The sequence below is a fragment of the Arenimonas sp. SCN 70-307 genome (assembly GCF_001724815.1).
Classification (GTDB): domain Bacteria; phylum Pseudomonadota; class Gammaproteobacteria; order Xanthomonadales; family Xanthomonadaceae; genus Arenimonas.
Genome location: NZ_MEDO01000014.1, coordinates 581,228 through 602,438, shown reverse-complemented (window position 1 = coordinate 602,438; position 21,211 = coordinate 581,228). Strand labels below are relative to the sequence as shown.

19 protein-coding genes are annotated in these 21,211 nt (G+C 70.2%); 9 read left to right on the top strand and 10 right to left on the bottom strand.

What is annotated here, in order from left to right; genetic code table 11:
* Window positions 1–9: 9 nt before the first annotated feature.
* The 5 genes from ABS41_RS09140 to ABS41_RS09120 all read right to left on the bottom strand — a co-directional run bounded on the left by ABS41_RS09140 (window position 10) and on the right by ABS41_RS09120 (window position 3,856).
* A complete protein-coding gene (locus ABS41_RS09140) occupies window positions 10–342 on the bottom strand; it encodes a hypothetical protein (RefSeq protein WP_290593129.1) in 333 nt (110 codons plus the stop codon).
* 134 nt (window positions 343–476) lie between these two features.
* The gene (gene grxD, locus ABS41_RS09135; RefSeq protein WP_290593128.1) at window positions 477–1,406 is read right to left on the bottom strand and encodes a Grx4 family monothiol glutaredoxin; all 930 of its coding nucleotides are present in this window, start codon (window positions 1,404–1,406) and stop codon (window positions 477–479) included.
* A gap of 81 nt (window positions 1,407–1,487) precedes the next feature.
* The gene (locus tag ABS41_RS09130; protein ID WP_290593127.1) at window positions 1,488–2,153 is read right to left on the bottom strand and encodes a GDSL-type esterase/lipase family protein; all 666 of its coding nucleotides are present in this window, start codon (window positions 2,151–2,153) and stop codon (window positions 1,488–1,490) included.
* 13 nt (window positions 2,154–2,166) lie between these two features.
* Window positions 2,167–3,411, bottom strand: a complete 1,245-nt coding sequence (locus ABS41_RS09125) for an aminotransferase class I/II-fold pyridoxal phosphate-dependent enzyme (RefSeq protein WP_290593126.1) — start codon at window positions 3,409–3,411, stop codon at window positions 2,167–2,169.
* Between the two features lie 58 nt (window positions 3,412–3,469).
* On the bottom strand, window positions 3,470–3,856 hold the full coding sequence (locus ABS41_RS09120) for a DUF4345 family protein (protein ID WP_290593125.1): 387 nt from the start codon (window positions 3,854–3,856) through the stop codon (window positions 3,470–3,472).
* Window positions 3,857–3,917: 61 nt separating this feature from the next.
* Between ABS41_RS09120 and rsgA the strand changes: the two genes are divergently transcribed.
* The 5 genes from rsgA (at window position 3,918) to ABS41_RS09095 (ending at window position 11,331) form a co-directional block, all read left to right on the top strand.
* On the top strand, window positions 3,918–4,994 hold the full coding sequence (gene rsgA / locus ABS41_RS09115) for a ribosome small subunit-dependent GTPase A (protein WP_290593124.1): 1,077 nt from the start codon (window positions 3,918–3,920) through the stop codon (window positions 4,992–4,994).
* Complete coding sequence (locus ABS41_RS09110; RefSeq protein ID WP_290593123.1) at window positions 4,994–6,256, top strand: flavohemoglobin expression-modulating QEGLA motif protein; 1,263 nt, start codon at window positions 4,994–4,996, stop codon at window positions 6,254–6,256. Before rsgA ends, ABS41_RS09110 begins: the two co-directional genes overlap by 1 nt.
* Before the next feature lie 48 nt (window positions 6,257–6,304).
* Window positions 6,305–6,862: an ECF-type sigma factor gene (locus ABS41_RS09105; RefSeq protein ID WP_290593122.1), complete on the top strand. Its 558-nt coding sequence runs from the start codon at window positions 6,305–6,307 to the stop codon at window positions 6,860–6,862.
* Window positions 6,859–8,958, top strand: a complete 2,100-nt coding sequence (locus ABS41_RS09100; protein ID WP_290593120.1) for a serine/threonine-protein kinase — start codon at window positions 6,859–6,861, stop codon at window positions 8,956–8,958. Before ABS41_RS09105 ends, ABS41_RS09100 begins: the two co-directional genes overlap by 4 nt.
* 78 nt (window positions 8,959–9,036) lie before the next feature.
* Window positions 9,037–11,331, top strand: coding sequence for an NADP-dependent malic enzyme (locus tag ABS41_RS09095; RefSeq protein ID WP_290593118.1), 2,295 nt, complete (start codon window positions 9,037–9,039; stop codon window positions 11,329–11,331).
* A 78-nt stretch (window positions 11,332–11,409) separates the two neighbouring features.
* On the opposite strand, the gene ABS41_RS09090 is transcribed toward ABS41_RS09095, so the two are convergent.
* From ABS41_RS09090 to ABS41_RS09080, 3 genes are read right to left on the bottom strand one after another with little or no spacing between them, the layout of a single operon-like run.
* On the bottom strand, window positions 11,410–11,790 hold the full coding sequence (locus tag ABS41_RS09090; protein ID WP_290593116.1) for an STAS domain-containing protein: 381 nt from the start codon (window positions 11,788–11,790) through the stop codon (window positions 11,410–11,412).
* On the bottom strand, window positions 11,787–12,215 hold the full coding sequence (locus ABS41_RS09085) for an ATP-binding protein (protein ID WP_290593114.1): 429 nt from the start codon (window positions 12,213–12,215) through the stop codon (window positions 11,787–11,789). The genes ABS41_RS09090 and ABS41_RS09085 overlap by 4 nt, the downstream gene beginning before the upstream one ends.
* Window positions 12,216–12,217: 2 nt before the next feature.
* Entirely contained in the window at window positions 12,218–14,212 is a 1,995-nt protein-coding gene (locus ABS41_RS09080; RefSeq protein WP_290593112.1) for a SpoIIE family protein phosphatase, read from the bottom strand.
* Between the two features lie 224 nt (window positions 14,213–14,436).
* Here ABS41_RS09080 and aceE point away from each other — a divergent pair, with 224 nt between their 5' ends.
* The 3 genes from aceE (at window position 14,437) to ABS41_RS09065 (ending at window position 18,688) form a co-directional block, all read left to right on the top strand.
* A complete protein-coding gene (gene aceE / locus ABS41_RS09075; RefSeq protein ID WP_290593110.1) occupies window positions 14,437–17,121 on the top strand; it encodes a pyruvate dehydrogenase (acetyl-transferring), homodimeric type in 2,685 nt (894 codons plus the stop codon).
* Between the two features lie 210 nt (window positions 17,122–17,331).
* Complete coding sequence (locus ABS41_RS09070) at window positions 17,332–17,745, top strand: hypothetical protein (protein ID WP_290593108.1); 414 nt, start codon at window positions 17,332–17,334, stop codon at window positions 17,743–17,745.
* Window positions 17,746–17,809: 64 nt separating this feature from the next.
* Window positions 17,810–18,688, top strand: a complete 879-nt coding sequence (locus ABS41_RS09065) for an RES family NAD+ phosphorylase (RefSeq protein ID WP_290593106.1) — start codon at window positions 17,810–17,812, stop codon at window positions 18,686–18,688.
* Between the two features lie 116 nt (window positions 18,689–18,804).
* Here ABS41_RS09065 and ABS41_RS09060 read toward each other — a convergent pair whose 3' ends face one another.
* Complete coding sequence (locus tag ABS41_RS09060) at window positions 18,805–19,131, bottom strand: AraC family transcriptional regulator (RefSeq protein WP_290593104.1); 327 nt, start codon at window positions 19,129–19,131, stop codon at window positions 18,805–18,807.
* A gap of 318 nt (window positions 19,132–19,449) precedes the next feature.
* On the opposite strand from ABS41_RS09060, the gene ABS41_RS09055 reads away from it, so the two are divergent.
* On the top strand, window positions 19,450–20,271 hold the full coding sequence (locus ABS41_RS09055) for a hypothetical protein (RefSeq protein WP_290593102.1): 822 nt from the start codon (window positions 19,450–19,452) through the stop codon (window positions 20,269–20,271).
* A 44-nt stretch (window positions 20,272–20,315) separates the two neighbouring features.
* Here ABS41_RS09055 and ABS41_RS09050 read toward each other — a convergent pair whose 3' ends face one another.
* Window positions 20,316–21,131: an AraC family transcriptional regulator gene (locus tag ABS41_RS09050; RefSeq protein ID WP_290593100.1), complete on the bottom strand. Its 816-nt coding sequence runs from the start codon at window positions 21,129–21,131 to the stop codon at window positions 20,316–20,318.
* Window positions 21,132–21,211: the final 80 nt, after the last annotated feature.

Sequence of the window (21,211 nt, the reverse complement as noted above, 5' to 3'; positions counted from 1 at the left end):
CCCCTTTCTTCACCAGTTGAAGACGAAGCCGACGACGTCGGGCTGTGGCTTGGCGTCGGTGAAGCGCACCGTGCACTCGACTACCTGCTTGACCTCGGAGGTCAGGCCCGGCTCGATGGTGATGGGTGCGGTGAGGAATTTTTCGCCATTGGGCGCGTCGCGCATGCTCGCCGCGAGCGCCTTGAGGTCCATGTCGTAGAGCTTGCCGTCGAGCCGGGACTCGGTGGCAACCTTGCAGGCCTGCGCGGCGAGGTCGCCGCGGCTGCCGCCCGCCCCGGCCTCATCCCCACCGCAAGCCGCGAGGACAAGGGCCGCCGGGGCCATTACCAGCCAATTGCGCATTTCGTGCCTCCTGGGTGCTACCGCGCCCTTGCCTTGGGGGGATGACCCGGTTGGGCGGGTTTGGTCGCCTGACCAAGTTAGCGCAATTGCTCTAGAGCCGCCAGAAGGGGGCTGCCGGCGGCCTGCAGGGCGTTTCAGTACCGGGGCACGGACGGGTCGATCCGCACCGACCAGGCGTCGATGCCGCCCTCGACGTTGTAGATGTCGTGGAAGCCCAGCTGGCGGAAGTACTCGGCGGCCTGGCGGCTGGAATTGCCGTGGTGGCACAGGAAGGCCAGCGGCACGTCCTTGGGCAGGGCCTCGAGGCGCTCGCGGCTGTCCTCGTCGAGCACTTCGTGCGGATGCGGGAAGGGGGCGATGGCGCGGGCGTGGGCCGGGCGCACGTCGATCACGTCGATGGTGCCGGCGATGATGTGGTCGTGCAGCTGCTGCACGTCCATCGACTTCACCGCCGGCGGCGCGTTCGGGTTGTGGATGGCCAGGCCGGCGCCACGCGCATCCTCCACCCAGTCGATGCGCAGGCCGCGGGCGCGCGGCACGCTGGCCAGGTCCAGGTGCAGGCGCAGGCCGGCGGCTTCGGCCACGACCTCGTGGCCCGAGGCCGGCTTGAGCTCGAAGCGGGCGTTGAAGCGCGGATCCACCGTCAGGTGCAGCACCACGCCCTCGTCGGCGTTGGCCAGCGCGCGGCCGATGGCCTCGGCGGCCGGCGGGGTGATCTCGATGGCCGGCGGCGTGCGGTCGGGCGCGGGCAGGCCCAGCACCTGGTGCAGCTCGCCGCTGTTGAGCATCTGCTCGATGATGTCGCTGCCGCCCAACAGCTCGCCGCCGACGTACAGCTGCGGAATGGTCGGCCACTGGCCGAACACCTTGATGCCCTCGCGGATGGCCGGGTCGGCCAGTACGTCCACGTGGCCGAAGCCCGGCACCAGGCCCTTGAGGATGCCGGCCGCCTTGGCCGAGAAGCCGCACTGCGGCGCGTCCGGGTTGCCCTTCATGAAGAGCACGACGTGGTGCGCCCCGAGGATCTGCTCGATGCGCGCGCGGGTTTCAGGCGAAAGGGACATGGCTGGCTCCGTGGGTAGGCCGCCATTCTACCGCCCCTCGTCGAACCCACCCTGACGCACGTCAGTCGGGGACAGGTGCATTCAAGAAAGGGGGTCAGGTTCACTTCCCAGAAGTGAACCTGACCCCCTTTCTTGGAGCAGGGATTGGGCGGTGGGGAGGGCGAGGGCGGTCCAGTCGGCATAGGCCAGGGCCGAGGGATGCAGGCCGTCGTCGGCGATGCGGTCGGGCTGGTTGCCCGGCGAGCGGCTGGCCGGGGTGATGTCGACGAAGGCCACGCCGCGGGCGGCGCATTCGGCGGCGGCGGCGGCGTTGTAGGCGTCGAGTTCGGCGGCGATGCGCGCGGTGTCGCGGCCGCTGCCCTGGCCGAAGGGGGTGACGCCCCAGTCCGGGATCGACAGCACCAGCACCCGGTCCGGGCGACCGCCGGCAAGCGCGATCGCGCGCGCCAGCAAGGCCGTGAACTCGACGCGGTATTCGTCCACCGCGCGCCCGCGGTACTGGTTGTTCACGCCGATCAGCAGCGAGACGAAATCCCACTGGCCCAGCGGCTCGGCCGCGTCCATCGCCGCCGACAGCTCGTCGGTGGTCCAGCCGGTGGTGGCGATGATGCGGGGCGTGGCCAGCGGCACGCCGCGCGCGCGCAGCGCCGCCGCCAGCTGCACCGGCCAGCGGCCGTCCTCGGGCACCGATTCGCCGATGGTGTAGGAATCGCCCAGCGCGAGGTAATGCAGGCCGTCCGCGCCCATCGCCGGCCCCGCCTCAGGCCACGTGGCGCTTGCCCGCGACGTCGGCGCGGCGCGCCAGCACGCGGTCGATGCGGGTGAACACCTCGCGCACCTGCGCCGCCTCCGGCAGCAGGGTGATGCGGAAGTGGCGCGAGCCCGGCACGTTGAAGCCGCTGCCCGGCACCACCAGCACGTCCTCGGTTTCCAGCAGCTCGAGCGCGAAGGCCTGGTCGTCGAAGCCCTCGGCCGCCGGCCCCACCACCTGCGGGAAGGCGTAGAGCGCGCCCTGCGGCACCACCAGCGACAGGTGCTCGCTGGCCGCGCAGCCCGCCACCACCGCTTCGCGCGAGGCGTGCAGGCGGCCACCCGGCGCGGTCAGCGCGCGGATGGTCTCCGGGCCTTCCAGCGCCGCCGGCACCGCGAACTGCGCCGGCACGTTGGCGCAGAGGCGCATCGCCGAGAGCAGGTCCATCGCGTGGTGCAGGTCACCCACGCGCAGCGGGTCGCCCGACAGCACCGCCCAGCCCACGCGCCAGCCGCAGGCGCGCCACACCTTCGACAAGCCGCCGAAGCTCAGGCAGGGCGTATCGCCGGCCAGGGGCGCGAGCGGGGTGAATTGCGCGTCGTCGTACAGGATGCCGTCGTAGATCTCGTCGGCCATCAGCAGCAGGCCGTGGCGCGCGGCGATGTCGGCCAGCCGCGCCAGCAGCGCCGGCGGGTAGTTCGCGCCCGTGGGATTGTTCGGGTTGATCACCACCAGCGCGCGCGTGCGCGTCGTCACCAGCCGCTCGATTTCGTCCGGGTCGGGCAGGAAGCCGTTCTCCGGCGCGCAGCGGTAGTACACCGGCCGGCCCTGGTTGAGGATGGTGGCGGCGCTCCAGAGCGGGTAGTCGGGCGAGGGCAGCAGCACCTCGTCGCCGGGGTTGAGCAGGGCGCGCAGCGAGATGTCGATCAGCTCGCTCACGCCGTTGCCGATGAATACGCGCTCGGCGCTGGCATTGGGCGTGCCGCGGCCGCGGTGCAGGGCGGCCACGGCCTCGCGGGCCAGGGGCAGGCCCTGCTGGTGGGTGTAGGGGTCTGACTCGGCCACGTGGGCCGTCAAAGCGGCCTGCAGGTGCTCCGGGGCCCGGAACCCGAAGGCGCCGGGGTTGCCGATGTTCAGGCGGATCAGCTGCCGGCCCTGTCCCTCGAGTTCACGGGCGCGGCGGGACAGCTCGCCGCGGATGTCGTAGCGGACCTCGCGCAGGCTCTCGCGGGTCGGCAGGGGGCTGTGGGGCATGGAACGTCGGGCTCGGGACGGGTGTTGCCCCCGAGATTAACGGAATCTTGACGTGCTTTCAGCCCGCCGCGCGGCCCCGCCACAGCGCCAGCGCCGAGGCGGCGGCGAAGCCCAGCTCCCAGGCCAGGGCGTAGGTGAAGAAGGGGATGTACTCGCCGGTCTGGGCGATGCCCAGCAGGCGCACCGCGGCGATGCCGCCGTTGACGCCCAGCACCAGCCACAGACCGGGCCGGCGCCAGGCCGGGCACCAGGCGCAGGCGAGCAGGAAGGCGCCCAGGCCCAACTCGAGCCCGCCGTAGAAGGCCTGCAGCTCGACCACGCCGGCCGGCGTGCCGCTGATGCCCACCGGCGCCAGCACCCCGGCCGGGTCGAGCGTGATGGCGATGCCGAAGCCCAGGAAACCCAGGCCGGCGAGGGCAAGTACGGTGGCGGCGAATCGTCCCATGGGCACAGCCTCGCCCGCGCGCGGTGAGCGCGGCGTGTTCGCCGGCGTATCATCCGGGGCAATGCACGCCGAACCTGATGACCTCGCCCGCCTTCGCGCCCTCGGCTGGCCCGACGACGAGACCGCGCGCGAGGCCCTGGCCGCGGCGCCCGGCGCCCGCCTGGCCCGCGTGGCCAGCCAGCACCGCACCGCCTACGACATCGCCCTGGGCGCCGAGGACATCCGGCGCGTGCAGCCGCCGGTGCCCTGGACCCGCCCGCGCTTCCCGCCCGACGAACGCGCCGCGGTCGGCGACTGGGTGACGCTCGACGAAGCCGGCAAGACCATCGCCGGCCTGCTGCCGCGCCGTTCGGTGCTCAAGCGCGGCGCCGCCGGCGAGCACCACCGCCAGCAGCTGATCGCCGCGAACGTCGACCACGTGCTGGTGGTGGTCGGGCTCGACCAGGACTTCAACCCGCGCCGCATCGAGCGCTACCTGGTGCTCATCCGCGCCTCGGGCGCCTCGCCGGTGCTGGTGCTGACCAAGGCCGACGAGTGCGAAATCGTCGAGGACTGCATCGATCTGCTGCTGGAGGTGTCCGAGTCGGGCGTGCCCATCCACGCCGTCAACGCCAAGGACCCGGCCTCCACCGCCGTGCTGCACCCCTACCTCGGCCCCGGCCGCACGGTGGTGCTGGTGGGCAGCTCGGGCGCGGGCAAGTCCACGCTCACCAACACCCTGCTCGGCCGGCAGAAGATGAAGACCAATGCCGTGCGCGCCAACGACTCGCGCGGCCGCCACACCACCACCGCGCGCGTGCTGATGCCGCTGCCGCAGGGCGGCTGCCTGATCGACACGCCGGGCATGCGCGAGGTCAAGCTCAGCGGCGACGAGGACGTGGTCGAAAGCTTCGACGACATCGAGCGCCTGGCCGCCGACTGCCGCTTCCGCGACTGCGCCCACCTCGGCGAGCCGGGCTGCGCGGTGCGCGCCGCCATCGAGGACGGCAGCCTGGACGAGGCGCGCTTCGCCAACTTCGCCAAGCTGCGCGACGAACTCGAGGCCGCGGCCACCTCGCAGGCCGAACGCAAGGCCGAGGCGCGCGCGCTGAGCAAGACCATCACCGGCCGCCTCAAGGACAAGTACGGCCGCCGCTGATGGAAGCCGACCCGCGCTCGCTGGCCCACCACGCCGCGCTTGATGCGCGCCTGGTGGCGGCGGCGCGCGGCATCCGCCTGCTCGAGGCGGTGAGCTGGCCCGAAAGCGAGCAGGCCCTGTTCCTCGGTGCCTGGCGCGTGGGCCGCATCCACCTGCCCGACCACCAGTACCCGCGCGGCGACCACGCCGAGCGCCGGCGCGAGCTGCAGGCGGTGTTCGACGCCGCCGACCCCGACGACCCGCTGGGCCGCTACCTGCGCAGCACCGCCGACAGCTGGATCACCACCACCCACCTGCTCGATTCGCTGGGCACGCCGGCCATCACCGAACACTCGGCCAGGTTGTTCGGCCGCCCGGTGGAAGTGCTGCCCGGCGGCGGCCCGACCAGCCTCGAGGCCGCGCGCCACTTCATCGACGTGGCCGACGCCATGGACCAGGAGCTGCGCGAGGTCGAGCCCGAGTACGTGCTGCCGGCCGAAACCGTGCAGGCCGAGCTGCAGGCCGCGGTGTCGGCCTTCTTCACCGACCACGTGGTGCGCGTGGAGCTCGACGACAGCCTGATCGCCAAGGCCGCCGCCAGCGCCACCCGCATCCGCCTGCGCACGAATACCGGCTTTTCCGAATACGACCGCAACCAGCTGCTGGTGCACGAGGCCTTCGTGCATTCGCTCACCGGCATCAACGGCCGCGAGCAGCCGCACCTCAAGTCGCTGGCGCGCGGCTCGCCGCGCAGCACCGCCACCCAGGAAGGCCTGGCCACCTTCGCCGAGCTGATCTCGGGCGCGATGGACATCGAGCGCATGAAGCGCATCAGCCTGCGCATCGTCGCCATCGAGATGGCGATCCAGGGTGCCGGCTTCGTCGACGTGTTCCGGCATTTCCTCGAGGCCGGGCAGTCGCCGGTGGACAGCTTCACCTCCACCCAGCGCGTGTTCCGCGGCGCGCCGCTCGAGGGCGGCTCGGCCTTCACCAAGGACGCGGTCTACCTGCGCGGGCTGCTGGGCGTGCACACCTTCTTCCGCTGGTGCCTGCGCCACCACCAGCTGGGCCGCGCGCGGCAGCTGTTCGCCGGCAAGTTCGCGCTCGAGGACGTGTTCTCGCTCGAGCCGGCCTTCGCCTCGGGCGCGGTGGCGCCGCCGCGCTACCTGCCGCCCTGGATGCAGCGGGCCAATGGCCTGGCCGGCAACCTCGCGTTTTCGCTGTTCGCCAACAAGATCCGCCTCGACCACGTCGAGGCCGACGACCTCGTTCTCGGGCTCTGAGCGTTTGCTGGGGCTAAGATGACCGCGCCGGGGCCGGGGAGGGCTGCCATGAGCGAGATCACCGAACTGCTGCAACGCGCGGGCGATGGCGACGAACAGGCGCTCGACGCCGTGTTCCAGGCGCTGTATCCCGAATTGCGCCGGCTGGCGCAGGCGCGCCTGGCCGGGGCCGGTGGCCAGCTCAGCCCCACCGTGCTGGTGCACGAGGTCTACCTGCGGCTGGTGGGCAACGCCGGGCTGTCGATCACCGACCGTTCGCATTTCTTCGCCTGCGCCGCCAAGGCCATGCGCCACATCGCCATCGACGAACTGCGCCGCGACCTGGCGGTCAAGCGCGGCGGCGGCCAGAACGCGGTGACGCTCGACGAGAACCTCAGCGAGCTGGCCATGGCCGGCAACGCCGACCTGCTCGCGGTGAGCCAGGCCATGGACGTGCTCGGCGAGCTCAACCCGCGCCAGAAGCAGGTGGTGGAGCTGCGTTTCTTCGCGGGCCTGGAGTTCCAGGAAATCGCCGACCTGCTCGGCTGCTCGCTGCGCACCACCAAGCGCGAGTGGGAGCGCGCCCGCGCCTTCCTCTACGCCCAGCTGGCCGACACCACCGGATGATCGAGGACGAGCTCGCGCGCTGGCGGGCGGCCGACGCCATCTTCGACGGCCTGCTCGACCTGCCCGCGCCGGAACGCGAGGCCGCGCTGGCGGCGATGGCGCTCGAGCCTGCCGTCGTCGCGCACGTGCGCCGCCTGCTGCAGGCTCACGGCCGCGACGATGGCCCGCTCGACCCCGCCGGCCCGGACGCGCGGCTCGAGGGCCGGCGCATCGGCCGCTGGGTGCTCGAGGATGAAATCGGCCGTGGCGGCATGTCGGTGGTCTACCGCGCCCGCACCGACGAGGGCGGCGAAACGCGCGTGGCCGCCATCAAGCTGCTCACCATCGGCGCGCTCGTGGCCGGCGGCGCCGACCGCTTCCGGCGCGAGCAGGCCATCCTGGCGCGCCTGCAGCACCCGCACATCGCCAGCCTGGTCGACTGCGGCGTGGCCGAGGACGGTACGCCCTGGCTGGCCATGCCGCTGGTGGAAGGCGAACCCATCGACGCCTGGTGCGATTCGCGCGGCCTCGGCGCCGCCGCGCGCGTGGGCCTGATGCTCGACGTCTGCGACGCGGTGGCCTATGCGCACCGCAACCTGGTCATCCACCGCGACATCAAGCCCAGCAACGTGCTGGTGGACCGCGAGGGCTACGTGCGCCTGCTCGACTTCGGCATCGGCGGCCTGCTCGAACGCCGCCAGGCCGGCATGACGCTCACCCGCATGCTGGCCTGGACGCCGCAGTACGCCGCGCCCGAGCAGTTCCAGCTCGCGCCCGCGTCCACGGCGATGGACGTGTACGGCCTGGGCGCGCTGCTCTACCGCCTGCTCGCCGGCCGGCCGCCGCGCGAAGGCCGCCCCGACGGCGAGCCGCTGGTGCTGCCCTCGCGCGCCTGCCGCGAGGCCGACGGCGCGGCGCCGGCGCAGCGCGAGGCGATGGCGCGGGCGCTGCGCGGCGACCTCGACGCCATAGTGCTCAAGGCCCTGGCCGACGACCCGGACGACCGCTACCGCTCGCCCGACGCCCTGGCCCGCGACCTCAAGGCCTGGCTGCATGACCGCCCCGTGCGCGCGCGCGGCGCCGGCAATCTGTACCGACTGCAGTGTTTCCTGCGCCGAAACCGCGCCGTGGCGCTGGTGACGGCGGCGCTGGCGCTGGTGCTGGGCTCGATGCTCGGCGCCACGCTCTGGCAGGCCGCGCAGGCCGAGCGCGCAGCGCAGCGCAGCGCGGCGGCGCGCGACCTGCTGGCCAGCCTGGTGGTGCCCGAGGACCCGGGCGCCGCTGCCCTGGCCAGCCGGGACGCGCTGGCCGTCGCGGCCGACCGCGTGCGCGCCGAGCACGCCGAGCCGGGCCAGCGCGCCGCGCTGCTGCACCTGCTGGGCGAACTGCAGTGGCGCAGCGGCGACGCCGCCGGCGCACGCGCGCAGCTGCTCGAAGCGCAGGCGCTGGGCCGCGAAGCGCGCCTGCCCGCCGACGATCGCCGGGCCAGCCTGGCGCTGCTGGGTCGCATCGAACTCGAGGCCGGACGGGGCCGCGAGGCGGCCGAGTGGCTCAGCCGCGCCCAGGCCGAGGGCCGCCCGGCCCAGGCCGAAGCCTTGGGGCTGGTGACGCAGCGCTGCGTGGCGCTGTCCCTGCAGGGCGACGCGGCCGCCACCGATGACTGCATCGCCGAGGCCCGCCGATGGCTGCAGGGCGCCCCCGACCCGCTGGCCGGCGACACCCTGCGCGCGCTGTCGATGGCGGAGCTGCTGCTGGGCCGCCCGCGTGATGCGCTGGGGCACGTGGACGCCGCCGAGGCGCGCGCCCGCGCCGCCGGCGAAGCGCCGGGCAGCCGCGCCCGCACCCTGGCCGATGCCCTGCGCCTGCTGGCGCGCGCCGGACTGGGCGAATCCGACGCGGTGGCCGCGACGGCGCTATCGCACCGCCTGCCGGCCCTGGCCGCCGGCGAGGACCAGGCCCTGGCCTGGCTGGCCCTGGCCGCCCAGGCGGGATTGCGCGGGGACGCCGCGGCGCAGGCGGCCGCGCTGGCGCCCTTCGACGCGGGCTTCCCGGATGGGCCACCGGCGCCTTTGGCGCGCCTGCGCGAGCGCGTGCTGGCGCCCCATACGCCCCCGTAACCGGGCGGGCGACCGGGGTCGCTAGAATGGGGGTCTTGCCGCCGCGCCACCGGTGGCCACACGACGACCCCGAGAACCATGTCCGAACAAGAAGACTTCAAGCAGGCCGCCCTCGACTACCACCGCCAGGCCCCGGCGGGAAAGATCAAGGTCACCCCGACCAAGGCGATGGTGACCCAGCGCGACCTCGCGCTGGCCTACTCGCCGGGCGTGGCCGCGGCCTGCGAGGCCATCGTCGCCGACCCGGGCGAGGCCAGCGCGCTGACCGCGCGCGGCAACCTGGTGGGCGTGATCACCAACGGCACCGCCGTGCTGGGCCTGGGCAACATCGGCCCGCTGGCCGGCAAGCCGGTGATGGAAGGCAAGGGCGTGCTGTTCCAGAAGTTCGCCGGCATCGACGTGTTCGACCTGGAGATCGCCGAAAACGACCCGGACAAGCTGGTGGACATCATCGCCAGCCTCGAGCCCACCTTCGGCGGCATCAACCTCGAGGACATCAAGGCGCCCGAGTGCTTCGTGGTGGAAAAGAAGCTGCGCGAGCGGCTGAAGATCCCGGTGTTCCACGACGACCAGCACGGCACCGCCATCATCGTCGGCGCAGCGCTGCTCAATGCCTTGAAGGTCGTCGGCAAGGACATCGCGACGGTGAAGCTGGCCGTCAGCGGCGCCGGCGCGGCCGGCATCGCCTGCCTGGACATGCTGGTGGCGCTGGGCGTGCAGCCCGGGAACATCCTGGTGGTCGACCGCGACGGCGTGCTGCACACCGGCCGCCCCGACCTGCAGCCCGGCGGCGCCAACCACGGCATCGTGCGCTACGCCCGCGACACCGCAGCGCGCACCCTGGCCGACATCATCGGTGGCGCCGACGTGTTCATCGGCGTCTCGGCCGGCGGCGTGCTCAAGCCCGAGATGGTGCAGCGGATGGCCGAACGTCCGGTCATCTTCGCCCTGGCCAACCCCACGCCCGAAATCGACCCGGCCCTGGCGCGGCAGGCGCGCCCGGACGCCATCATCGCCACCGGCCGCAGCGACCACCCGAACCAGGTGAACAACGCGCTGTGCTTCCCCTACATCTTCCGCGGCGCGCTCGACGTGGGCGCCACGACGATCAACGAGGAGATGAAGCTGGCCTGCGTGCACGCCATCGCCGACCTGGCCCGCCGCGAAGCCACCGACCTGGGCGCCGCCTACGCCGGCGAGACGCCGCGCTTCGGGCCCGAGTACCTCATCCCGCGTCCCTTCGACCCGCGCCTGCTGGTGTCGCTGGCGCCGGCCGTGGCCAAGGCGGCGATGGACTCGGGCGTGGCGACGCGCCCGATCGCTGACCTCGAGGCCTACCGCGACCGCCTGAGCAGCTGGGTCTTCCGCACCGGCCTGCTGATGAAGCCGGTGTTCGACCGCGCCCGCGCCGACCGCAAGCGCGTGGTGTACGCCGAGGGCGAGGAAGAGACCGTGCTGCGCGCCGTGCAGACCATCGTCGACGAGGGCCTGGCGCACCCGATCCTGGTCGGCCGCCCGGCGGTGATCGAGCGCCGCATCCAGCGCCTGGGCCTGCGCCTGCGCATCGGCGTGGACGTGGACGTGACCAACATCGACGACGACCCGCGCTTCAACGACTACTGGCAGCTCTACCACGAGATCATGCAGCGCAAGGGCATCACGCCCTCGGCCGCCAAGGCCATCGTGCGCTCGCGCGACGTGGTGATCGCGGCGCTGATGGTGCGCCGCGGCGAGGCCGACGCACTGCTGTGCGGCCTGGTGGGCCGCTACGTGCGCAAGCTCAAGTACGTGCGCGAGATCCTGGGCCTGGAGAACGAGGTGCGCGGCCTGTCGGCGCTCAGCGCCGTGCTCAACGAGAAGGGCGTGTTCTTCTTCACCGACACCCACGTGCAGGTGGACCCGACCGCGGCGCAGGTGGCCGAGTCGGTGGTGCAGGCGGCGTTCCGCCTCAAGCTCTTCGGCATCACGCCCAAGGCGGCGCTGGTGAGCCACAGCAACTTCGGCTCGAGCGAGTCGGCCAGCTCGCAGAAGATGCGCGACGCGCTCGACATCCTGCGCGAGCGCGCACCCAGGCTCGAGGTCGAGGGCGAGATGCACGCCGACATCGCCCTCAACGCCGAGGCGCGCAGCCGCATCTTCCCGAACTCGCGCCTGACCGGCCGCGCCAACCTGCTGGCCTTCGCCAACCTCGACGCCGCCAACGCCAGCTACAACCTGGTGCGCAACGTCACCGACGGCGTGGGCATCGGCCCGATCCTGATGGGCCTGGCGGCCTCGGCCCACGTGCTGACGCCCTCGGCCACGGTGCGCCGCGTCGTGAACATGACCGCCATCGCCGCCGTCGACGCCCAGATCCGCGCCGCCCGCGGCTAAGAAACGGGGTCAGGTTCACTTATTGAAAAGGGCCCGCATTGCGGGCCCTTTTCAATAAGTGAACCTGACCCCGTTTCTTTAGTCGTCGTCGCCTTCGAGGACCTTGCGCTGCATGGCGTCGAGGTAGGCGTCGGCCTCGGCCACGGACGAGAAGATCTCGTTCATCGGCACGGCCTTCACTACGTCGAAGACCTTCTGGATCTGCGGCTGCGGGTTGACCACCAGCACCTTGCCGCCGCGCGCGGCCAGGGCCTTGCGGGCCTTGAAGATCGAGCGCACGCCGGCCGAGCTGATGTACTCGAGCCCGGCCAGGTCGAGCACCAGCGACTTGTTCATCGTCTCGAGCACCGGTGCCAGCTGCCGGTCGAGTTCCTGGTAGGTGTGGGTGTCGAGGCGGCCGGCGATGGCGACGCGCTGGCTGCCGTTGGCGGCGGGCTGGATCTGGACCTTCAGGCTCATGCGTTGCTCCCGTGGGTTTCAGTGCGCAGTACCACGCGCAGGATGTTGTGCGGCTCTTCGCGGCGGTAGCTGACCTCCTCGGCCAGCTCCCTGATCAGGTGCACGCCCAGCCCGCCGATCGGCCGCTCGGCGATGTCGGCGTCGAGGTCGGGGTCGGGGCGTTCGAGCGGGTTGTAGGCGATGCAGTCGTCGCGGAACTCCAGCGTGATCAGCCCGTCCTCGATGCCGATGCCCACGCTGATTTCGTGCCCGCGCCCTTCGACGCGGCCGTGCTCTAGCGCGTTGCAGACCACTTCCTCGGCGACCAGCTGCACGTCGTGCGCCACCGGCCCGGGCACGCCCTCGCGCGCCAGCACGCCATCGATGGCGGCGACCAGGTCGCCCAGCTGGCCTTCTTCCTGCGGGACGCTCAGCAGGATGTGCATGCTCAGTCCTCCTTGCCCGCTGCGCGCTGGTAGCAGAGCGCCAGCAGCGTGATGTCGTCCGACTGCGGCGCCTCGCCGGCATGCGCCTGCACCGCCGCCAGCAGCGCCTCGCAGGTGGCCGCGGCCCCCCGCGCTTCGCCCAGCACGCCGAGCAGGCGCTGCTCGCCGAAGGGCACGTTGGCCAGGTCGAAGGCCTCGGTGACGCCATCGGTATAAAGCACCAGGCCGTCGCCGGGTTCAAGCCGGCCGGTCCAGGATTCGAAGACGGCGTCGGCCTCGAAGCCCAGCGGCGGCCCGCCCGGCAGCGGCAGCCAGGCCGGCGCGGCGCCGCGGCGCAGCATCACCGGCGGCTCGTGGCCGGCGCTGGCCATCTCCAGCGCGCCGGTGGCCAGGTCGAGCTTGCCGCAGGCCACGGTGGCGAACATGCAGGTGTCGTTGCCTTCCACCAGGTGCCGCGCCGACTCGGCCAGCGCGCGCGCCGGCGAACCGCCCAGCCGCGCCGCCACCTCCAGCACCGTCACCGTGCGCGCCATGAACAGCGCCGCCGGCACGCCCTTGTCCGACACGTCGCCGATGACGAACCACAGCTGGCCGTCGAGCGTGTCGAAGAAGGTGTAGAAATCGCCGCCCACCGCCTTGGCCGGCTTGAGCAGCGCGCCCAGCACGGCCTCGCCGCCGCCGTGGCGCACCGTGCGCGGCGCCGGCAGCATGGCCAGCTGGATGTCGCGGGCGATGTCGAGCTCGGACTCGAGCTTCTGGCGCTCGCTGGCCATCTCGGCGATCTCGCGGATCTGCTGCTTGATGGAGGTGCGGGCGCTGTCGAAGGCGCGCGCCATCACGCCCACCTCGTCGCGGCGGGCGGTGTGGCCCAGCGGATAGTCGAACTCGCCGCGGGCCAGGTGCCGGGCCGAATCGGTGAGGTCCTCGATGGGCCGGGCGATCATGCCGGCACGCCGGCGCACCGCCAGCACGCACAGCACCACGCCCAGCAGGCCGCCGCCCAGGCCCCAGAGCGTGACCTGGCGCAGCTGGGCCAGGATCAGCTCCTCGGGCACGCCCAGCGCGAAGGCCCAGCCGCTGTCGCCCAGCGGCAGCGCGAAGGTGGTGTGGTGCTCGACGCCGCCGGCGCGCGGCACCTCGTGGCTGAACTCCAGCGACAGGCGGCGCTGCAGCGCGTCGAGCAGCGGGGCCAGGTCGGCGCGGCCGCGCGAACTCATCAGCTCGCCCAGGCGGCCCTGCATTTCCAGCGACGGGTCGGCGTGCAGCACCACGTGCTGCTCGGGCGAGAACAGCATGGGCACCAGGCCGGGCGCGGCCAGCAGTTCGCCCAGCTGGGTGCGCAGGCGCCGCACCGGCACGTCCAGGCTGACCATTCCGATGGCGCCCGCGGTTTCGCCGGTGCGGAACAGCGGCAGGTTGTAGGTGACGAACAGCTCGCCGCCGGTGGCGTCGTTGGCATACGGGTCGCCCCACCAGGGCCGGGCCGTACCGACGGTGCGGGCGTACCAGGGCTTGGTGCGGTAGTCCTGGTAGTCCTCGCCCAGGCCGCGCACGGTGGACTCGAAGTAGCCCGCGCCCTGGCGGCGGCGGTACCAGTCGAATCCGGGGTCGTCGGGGGCCAGGCGGCCCGGCTCGATGATGACCATCACGCCGACGATGTCCGGGTCGGCCTCGAGCGTGGCGGTCATCAGCGTGCGCAGGTCGAGCGGCTGCCGGCCCAGGCCCGAGGCGGTGCCGGCCAGGGTGCGGCCGCTGACCTCCACCGACTCGAGCGTGGCCGACAGGCCGCCGGCCGACTGCTGCGCCAGGCCGCGCATCTCGGTGCGGGCATTGGCCAGCAGCACGCCGCGCACGGCCACGTAGAAGATGGCCGCCACGGCCACCAGCAGCAGCACGCTGGTGAGGCTGGACCACAGCACCAGGCGCGTGCGCAGGCTCAGCCGCCAGGGAATCTGGCGGGGGGCCTGGGCGGGCGCGTCGCGACCGGCGTCTTGCATCGGGGGGCTCCGGGTCCAGCCCGCAGCATAGCGACCGAAAATGGGGTCAGAGTCAATTTCGGGCGAAGGTGCGGCGGAAGCCGGAGTTCTCGGCCGAAATTGACTCTGACCCCATTTTCGGCCCATACCCCGGCGAAGGGCGGTCAGCTCGCGGGGTGGGCTAAACTTGCCGGTCTGGACGAAACCCACATGGACCGCCGGCGCCGCCGGCCGCAGGAAGTGCAATGAACTGGCTCACCGACGCCCTGGAAAACGACCTCGACCCCACCGAAACCCGCGAGTGGATCGAGTCCATGAAGGCCGTGCTCGACGCCGACGGCCCCGAGCGCGCCCACCACCTGCTCCAGCACATGGTCGAGCTCACGCGCCGCGCCGGTGCGCACCTGCCGTTCCAGCCGACCACCGAATACATCAACACCATCCCGGCCCACCTCGAGCCGCGCAGCGACGGCGACGCGGCCATGGAATGGCGCATCCGCAGCATCATCCGCTGGAACGCGATGGCGATGGTGGTGCGCGCCAACCGCAAGCCCGGCGACCTGGGCGGCCACATCGCCAGCTTCGCCTCCGGCGCCACGCTCTACGACGTGGGCTTCAACCACTTCTGGCGCGCGCCGGGCGACAAGCATCCGGGCGACATCCTCTACATCCAGGGCCACAGCTCGCCGGGCATCTACGCCCGCAGCTTCCTCGAGGGGCGCATCAGCGAGAGCCAGCTCGACAACTTCCGCATGGAAGTCGACGGCAAGGGCGTCTCGAGCTACCCGCACCCGTGGCTGATGCCGGACTACTGGCAGACCCCGACCGTCTCGATGGGCCTGGGCCCCATCAGCGCCATCTACCAGGCGCGCTTCCTGAAGTACCTCGAGCACCGCGGCCTCATCGAGCCCAGCGACCGCAAGGTCTGGTGCTTCCTGGGCGACGGCGAGACGGACGAGCCCGAGAGCCTGGGCGCGATCGGCGTGGCCGGCCGCGAGGGCCTGGACAACCTGGTGTTCGTCATCAACTGCAACCTGCAGCGCCTCGACGGCCCGGTGCGCGGCAACGGCAAGATCATCCAGGAACTGGAAGGCAGCTTCCGCGGCGCCGGCTGGAACGTGGTCAAGCTGATCTGGGGCAGCTACTGGGATCCGCTGCTGGCCCGCGACACCGACGGCAGCCTGCGCAAGGTGATGATGCAGACCGTCGACGGCGAGTACCAGAACTGCAAGGCCTTCGGCGGCGCCTACACGCGCGAGCATTTCTTCGGCAAGACGCCGCAGACGCTCAAGCTGGTGTCGAACCTGAGCGACCAGGACATCGCCCGCCTCAACCGCGGCGGCCACGACCCGCACAAGGTGTACGCGGCCTACGACCGCGCGATGAAGCACAAGGGCCAGCCCACCGTCATCCTGGCCAAGACGGTGAAGGGCTACGGCATGGGCAGCTGGGGCGAGAGCCTCAACCCCACGCACCAGACGAAGAAGCTCGACGACAGCGGCGTGCGCGCGTTCCGCGACCGCTTCCAGATCCCCATCAGCGACGACAAGCTGGCCGAGGTGCCGTTCTACCACCCGGGCGAAAAGAGCCCGGAGGTGGAGTACCTGCGCAGCCGCCGCGAGAAGCTGGGCGGCTTCCTGCCGCAGCGCCGCCGCAAGACCAGCAAGCAGCTCGAGGCGCCGAAGCTCGAGGTGTTCGAGCGCCTGCTCAAGAGCACCGGCGAGCGCGAGAACTCCACCACCATGAGCTTCGTGCAGGCGCTCAACATCGTGCTGCGCGACAAGCAGGTGGGCCCGCTGTGCGTGCCCATCGTGGCCGACGAGGCGCGCACCTTCGGCATGGAAGGCCTGTTCCGACAGATCGGCATCTACGCGCCGGAGGGCCAGAAGTACAAGCCGGTGGATGCCGACCAGCTGATGTACTACCGCGAGGACAAGGCCGGCCAGGTGCTCGAGGAAGGCATCACCGAATGCGGCGCCTTCAGCTCGTGGATGGCGGCGGCGACCAGCTACTCGTCGTCCGACCAGCCGATGCTGCCGTTCTACATCTACTACAGCATGTTCGGCTTCCAGCGCATCGGCGACAGCGCCTGGCAGGCGGCCGACATGCGCGCGCGCGGCTTCCTGCTGGGCGCCACCGCCGGCCGCACCACGCTCAACGGCGAGGGCCTGCAGCACGAGGACGGCCACAGCCACCTGCTGGCCGGCGCCATCCCGAACTGCCGCGCCTACGACCCCACCTTCGGCTACGAGGTGGCGGTGATCCTGCAGCACGGCATGAAGCGCATGCTCGAGGACCAGGTGGACGAGTACTACTACCTGACCCTGATGAACGAGAACTACCCGCACCCGGACATGCCGGAAGGCGCGGCCGAGGGCATCCTCAAGGGCATGTACCTGCTCAAGGACGCCGGCAAGCCCAAGAAGGGCGAGCTGCGCGTGCAGCTGCTGGGCAGCGGCACCATCCTGCGCGAGGCGATTGCCGCCGCCGAGTTGCTGGACAAGGACTTCGGCGTCAGCGCCGACATCTGGAGCTGCCCGAGCTTCACCGAGCTGCGCCGCGACGGCTTCGACGCCGAGCGCTGGAACCGCTTCAACCCCGAAGCCAAGACCCCGCGCAAGGCCTACGTCACCCAGTGCCTGGAAGGCCGCCAGGGCCCGGCCATCGCCGCCACCGACTACGTGCGCGCCTTCGCCGACCAGATCCGCGCCTTCGTGCCGATGCACTACACCGTGCTGGGCACCGACGGCTTCGGCCGCAGCGACACCCGCGCCAACCTGCGCCGCTTCTTCGAAGTCGACCGCTACTACATCGCCCACGCCGCGATCGCGGCGCTGGCGGCGGAGGGAAAGATGAACGGGAAGGATGTGGCGCGGGCGATCAAGCAGTACAAGATTGATCCCGAGAAGGCGAATCCGACTGGCGTTTGAAGCAACGCATAGGTTTGTCGCCCATTTATGGCGGAGTTGAGTCCGAGTCTCTCGACTAAACTTCAGTCGCGAGTCCTCTAAGTTAATGATTTTATGGGGAATCCGGGCGTATCGTGGGAGGAGGCAACGCGCCCCCAAGGGCGTGGTTGAATCGTGGTTGGAGCGTGGTAGAGTACTCACTCCCAGAGGTAGACTGGGGTGGAGAAAGTGATGCGCCCCAACTTGTTCGCCAACGTCCCCGCGCGGGATTACATGCAATTCGGCGAAGGCGCGAGTTTTGATGCCAAGGCCGTCGCAGAAGTACTAGGACTCAAGAAGCACGAAGTCTCCAAGATCGCCCAGGTGGCTCCATCGTCTGTGCGCTGGGATGATGCCATTCCCAGCAAGGTTCGCGACCGCCTTGAGGAAATTGGTTCGGTCATCAATTTGGTGGCTGGCGTCTTCGACGGAGATGCCGTCAAGACAGCTCTTTGGTTCAAGGCGGTGAACCCGCTACTGGGTGATGTCGCGCCTCGCGATATGATTCGGCTGGGCCGGTACGACAAACTTCGAAAGTTTATTGTTAGTGCGATCGCCGAGCAGGCGCGCACGCTGCCTTCCGGGTCGCCGTCAACCGGTGCCTAAGCATCGACCTCGCCAGCCCATTCCAAGCGGCCATGGAGCCGCGCCGCCCAGCACAAATGGGGTGTTGGAACTGGATCGCTTTTCCAGCGTCGACCTGGATCGATGGAATCGCCTTTCCTCCCAGCTCGACCGACTACATAACCTCCTGCACTTTGGCTTTGAATCCCAGCGTAATGCAGTGAGGTCACAGCTAACAGACGCCCTGCAAGAACCTGGCGCTTGCGAGGTCGAGCTGTCTAACTGGTGTCGAATCGTTCCACATCGTTACAGTCTAGATCCTCTCTCGCCGATCGGTAGTCTGTTTTCCGTCGGCGGCCGCTTCAATGTTGGGCGCGATATTCCTACTGATGTGCGATCTCCGTGGCCCGCCCTTTACATCGCTTCTGATGAGGAGACCGCTTATCGAGAAAAGTACGGTGTCGCGAGAGTGGGAAGTGTCGCTGGGCTTAGCCCGAATGACTTTTCCCTGATGCCTCGCGAAAGTCACTCAGTGGTCTTTATGCACGGCGTCATCGCGCACGCATTTGATCTGACTGATCTAAAGGCATTGGCGCCGCTGTGCAAAGCACTTGCAAAATTCAAGATGCCCGCAGAACTGCTTGAGGCCATGCGTGCGCTGCGGATTCAGCGCAGCAAGATTCGCGTGATTCGCACGCCGAGCACTCTTCAGCGTGCTGTGATGGCTACGAACTGGCGGCAGTGGCCAATTCAGTTTGAGGTGCCGGCTTTGAGCCAGGTCCTGGCAGGCCTAATCCTTGCCGCTGGCTACGAAGCGATCTTGTATCCGTCCTCAAAGAACGGCGAGCGCTGCATCGCAATCTTTCCGCAGAACCTGTTTCATCGGAGAAGTTTTGTTGAACTATCTTCGCCTGCGCCCCCCGGCACGCTTCACGTGAGGATAGATGCGACAAACGCGGCCGATTTCTTGGCTTGCTGTCGGTAGATCTAGGCGCCCGCTCAAGACACCGGAGGGGCTACTCCCGGTCGATCTGCTGAAGCTTCAGGACTGATGTGGTCGTGGCGCCCGGTCCTGCGAGCGCGGGCAGGCCATCAGATCTATCACTGCTTTCCACGTGGTTCGATTGCGCCAGACGTATGGTGTTCAGTCCGGAGCACCCTCCATGCCCGTGGCGTTGCACCACAGACTGCACTAAACGCCCGCGACAACGCCGCCGCACTTCCGTACCCCACCTGCTGCGTGATCCGCTCCAGTCCCTCGCCGCGCAGCAGCGCCTGCTGCGCCAGCGTGATCCGATACTGCGCCAGGTAGGCGGCGGGTGTCTCGCCGACGACCTGAGAAAAAACCTCTGTAAATCGGCTACGTGACATGCCGGCGCGGGCGGCCAAGGTCTCGAGCGTCCAGGGCGTCGCCGGTTCGTCGTGCATCGCAACGATCGCCTTGGCCAGCTGCTGGCGGCCCAGCGCGGCCAGCGGGCCTCGTCGAACAGGCGGTCCACCACGATCTGCCGGCCGCAGCGCTGGGCGAAGGCTTCGTCGAACAGCAGCTCGAGCACGGGCGCGGCGCCGGGCAGGGCGGCCAGGGGCAGGCCCACGAAGGGCGGCAGCGAGCGGGCGAGGGGATGCGTGCCGGCCATCGCCACGCAGGCCCGTACCGCGCCGCCCAAGGCGAGGTTGGCGCAGGTGTAAGCTTGCGTGAACCGGGCAGCGGAGCCCGAAAATGAGTTGAATCACAAGGCGCACGCCATGCTCAGCCCTCTCTCTCATAGTTCCGGAATCTTCCTTCTGTTCGCCCTCTCTGGTGCCGTCACGGCTTGCGATACGGGCCTCGGTCTCGGCGGCACTGAGGTGGTCAAGGGCTGTAACGCCGAGGCGCAGACCTGCATTCCCTCGAGCCGGGCGGTGTACGCGTATGCCGAGGCCTATCCAGACTCGGACAGCGAGGTCTCCATCTCGCTGGCCTCCAGCCCCTGGCACCTGTATGGCCCCGATGGCCGCATGATGCAGGTAGAAGAACTGGCGGCAGTCATTCGGCCGCACATCAACGAGGCCACCGAGAGGGTGGTGCTCCTGGGCTCTTGGACGGGTGGTGGCGACCGCCCGCTTGCGCAGCGGTTGTCCAAAGCCTTGGATGGAATGCCGGTGCTCGGTGCCGACGGTTTTCTCTGGCTGTCACCGGATGGCTCCACTCGACTAACCAAGCAGGCATACACCGCCCGCAACGGTAGTGGCTACTACGAGGTGGCCGAGGGAGACGAGGTGCTGGTGCCGCTGGCGCATGGCTGGGCCGCGGGGATGGAGCAACGTTTCATCGACGGCGGTGACGCGGAGCTGCTGCTTCATGCCGCCATCGGCTGGGACGTCTTTTACCTTTGCCGTGAGAAGGCGCTGGACGGGTTCGAGCTCGCTGCGGAGCACGGCGTCGCCATCGCCGCCTACAACGCGGCCCTCATGCGCATCGAGCGAAACGAGGAAGGCGATCGCGCTGCTGCGCGCCGCTTGCTGGAGCAGGCGGCGTCACAGGGCGATACGAAGTCCCGTGACTTGCTGGCGGAAATGAACGACTGACGCCGCTGCACCAATCCATTGGCGTTGGTGCGCGACCTCGCCGATCAGTCCGGCAACGAGCGGCGCCAGCCCCGGGGCGAAACGCCACAAACGGCGCTAAAGGCGCGCGATAGGGCCGCGCTGCTCCCATACCCCACCTGGTGCGCAATCCGCTCCAGCCCCTCGCCGCGCAGCAGGGCCTGCTGCGCCAGCGTGATCCGATACTGAGCCAGGTAGGCGGCGGGTGTCTCGCCGACGACCTGGGAAAAAACCTCTGCAAATCGGCTACGTGACATGCCGGCGTGGGCGGCCAATGTCTCCAGCGTCCACGGGTTCGCCGGTTCGTCGTGCATCGCCACGAGGGCCTTGGCCAGCTGCGGGTGGCCGAGCCCTGCCAGTGGCCCCTCGGTAATCAACCCGCTGTCGTCGAACAGGCGGTCCACCACGATCTGCCGGCCGCAGCGCTGGGCGAAGGCTTCGTCGAACAGCAGCTCGAGCACGGGCGCGGCGCCGGGCAGGGCGGTCAGGGGCAGGCCCACGAAGGGTGGCAGTGAGCGGGCGATGGGGTGGGTGGCGCCCATCGACACGCCGGCCGACACCGCGCCGCCGAAGGCCAGGTTGGCGCAGGCCATGTCCGCGCCCACGGTGTCGTCGCTGATGAAGCGGTGCGCCAGCGGGCGCGGGTAGAACAGCAGGCTCGGCTCGGTCACCTGCACCACCTCGCCGGCGTGGCGTACTTCCAGCGGCCCGCGCCGCACCAGATGCAATTGCCCCATGCCGTTGTCGGCGAAATCGTTGATGCCGCACAGCGGGCCGCTGTGGAACAGGCGGGCGCTCACGGAAAAGCGGCTCAGCAGGCCCTGCAGGCGGTCGACGGCCATTCCGGACGCTCCATCAAGAATCCCGGACGAAGTATCACCCAAACGCCGGCCTGGCGCCCGATCCTGTGTTGGCGCAATCG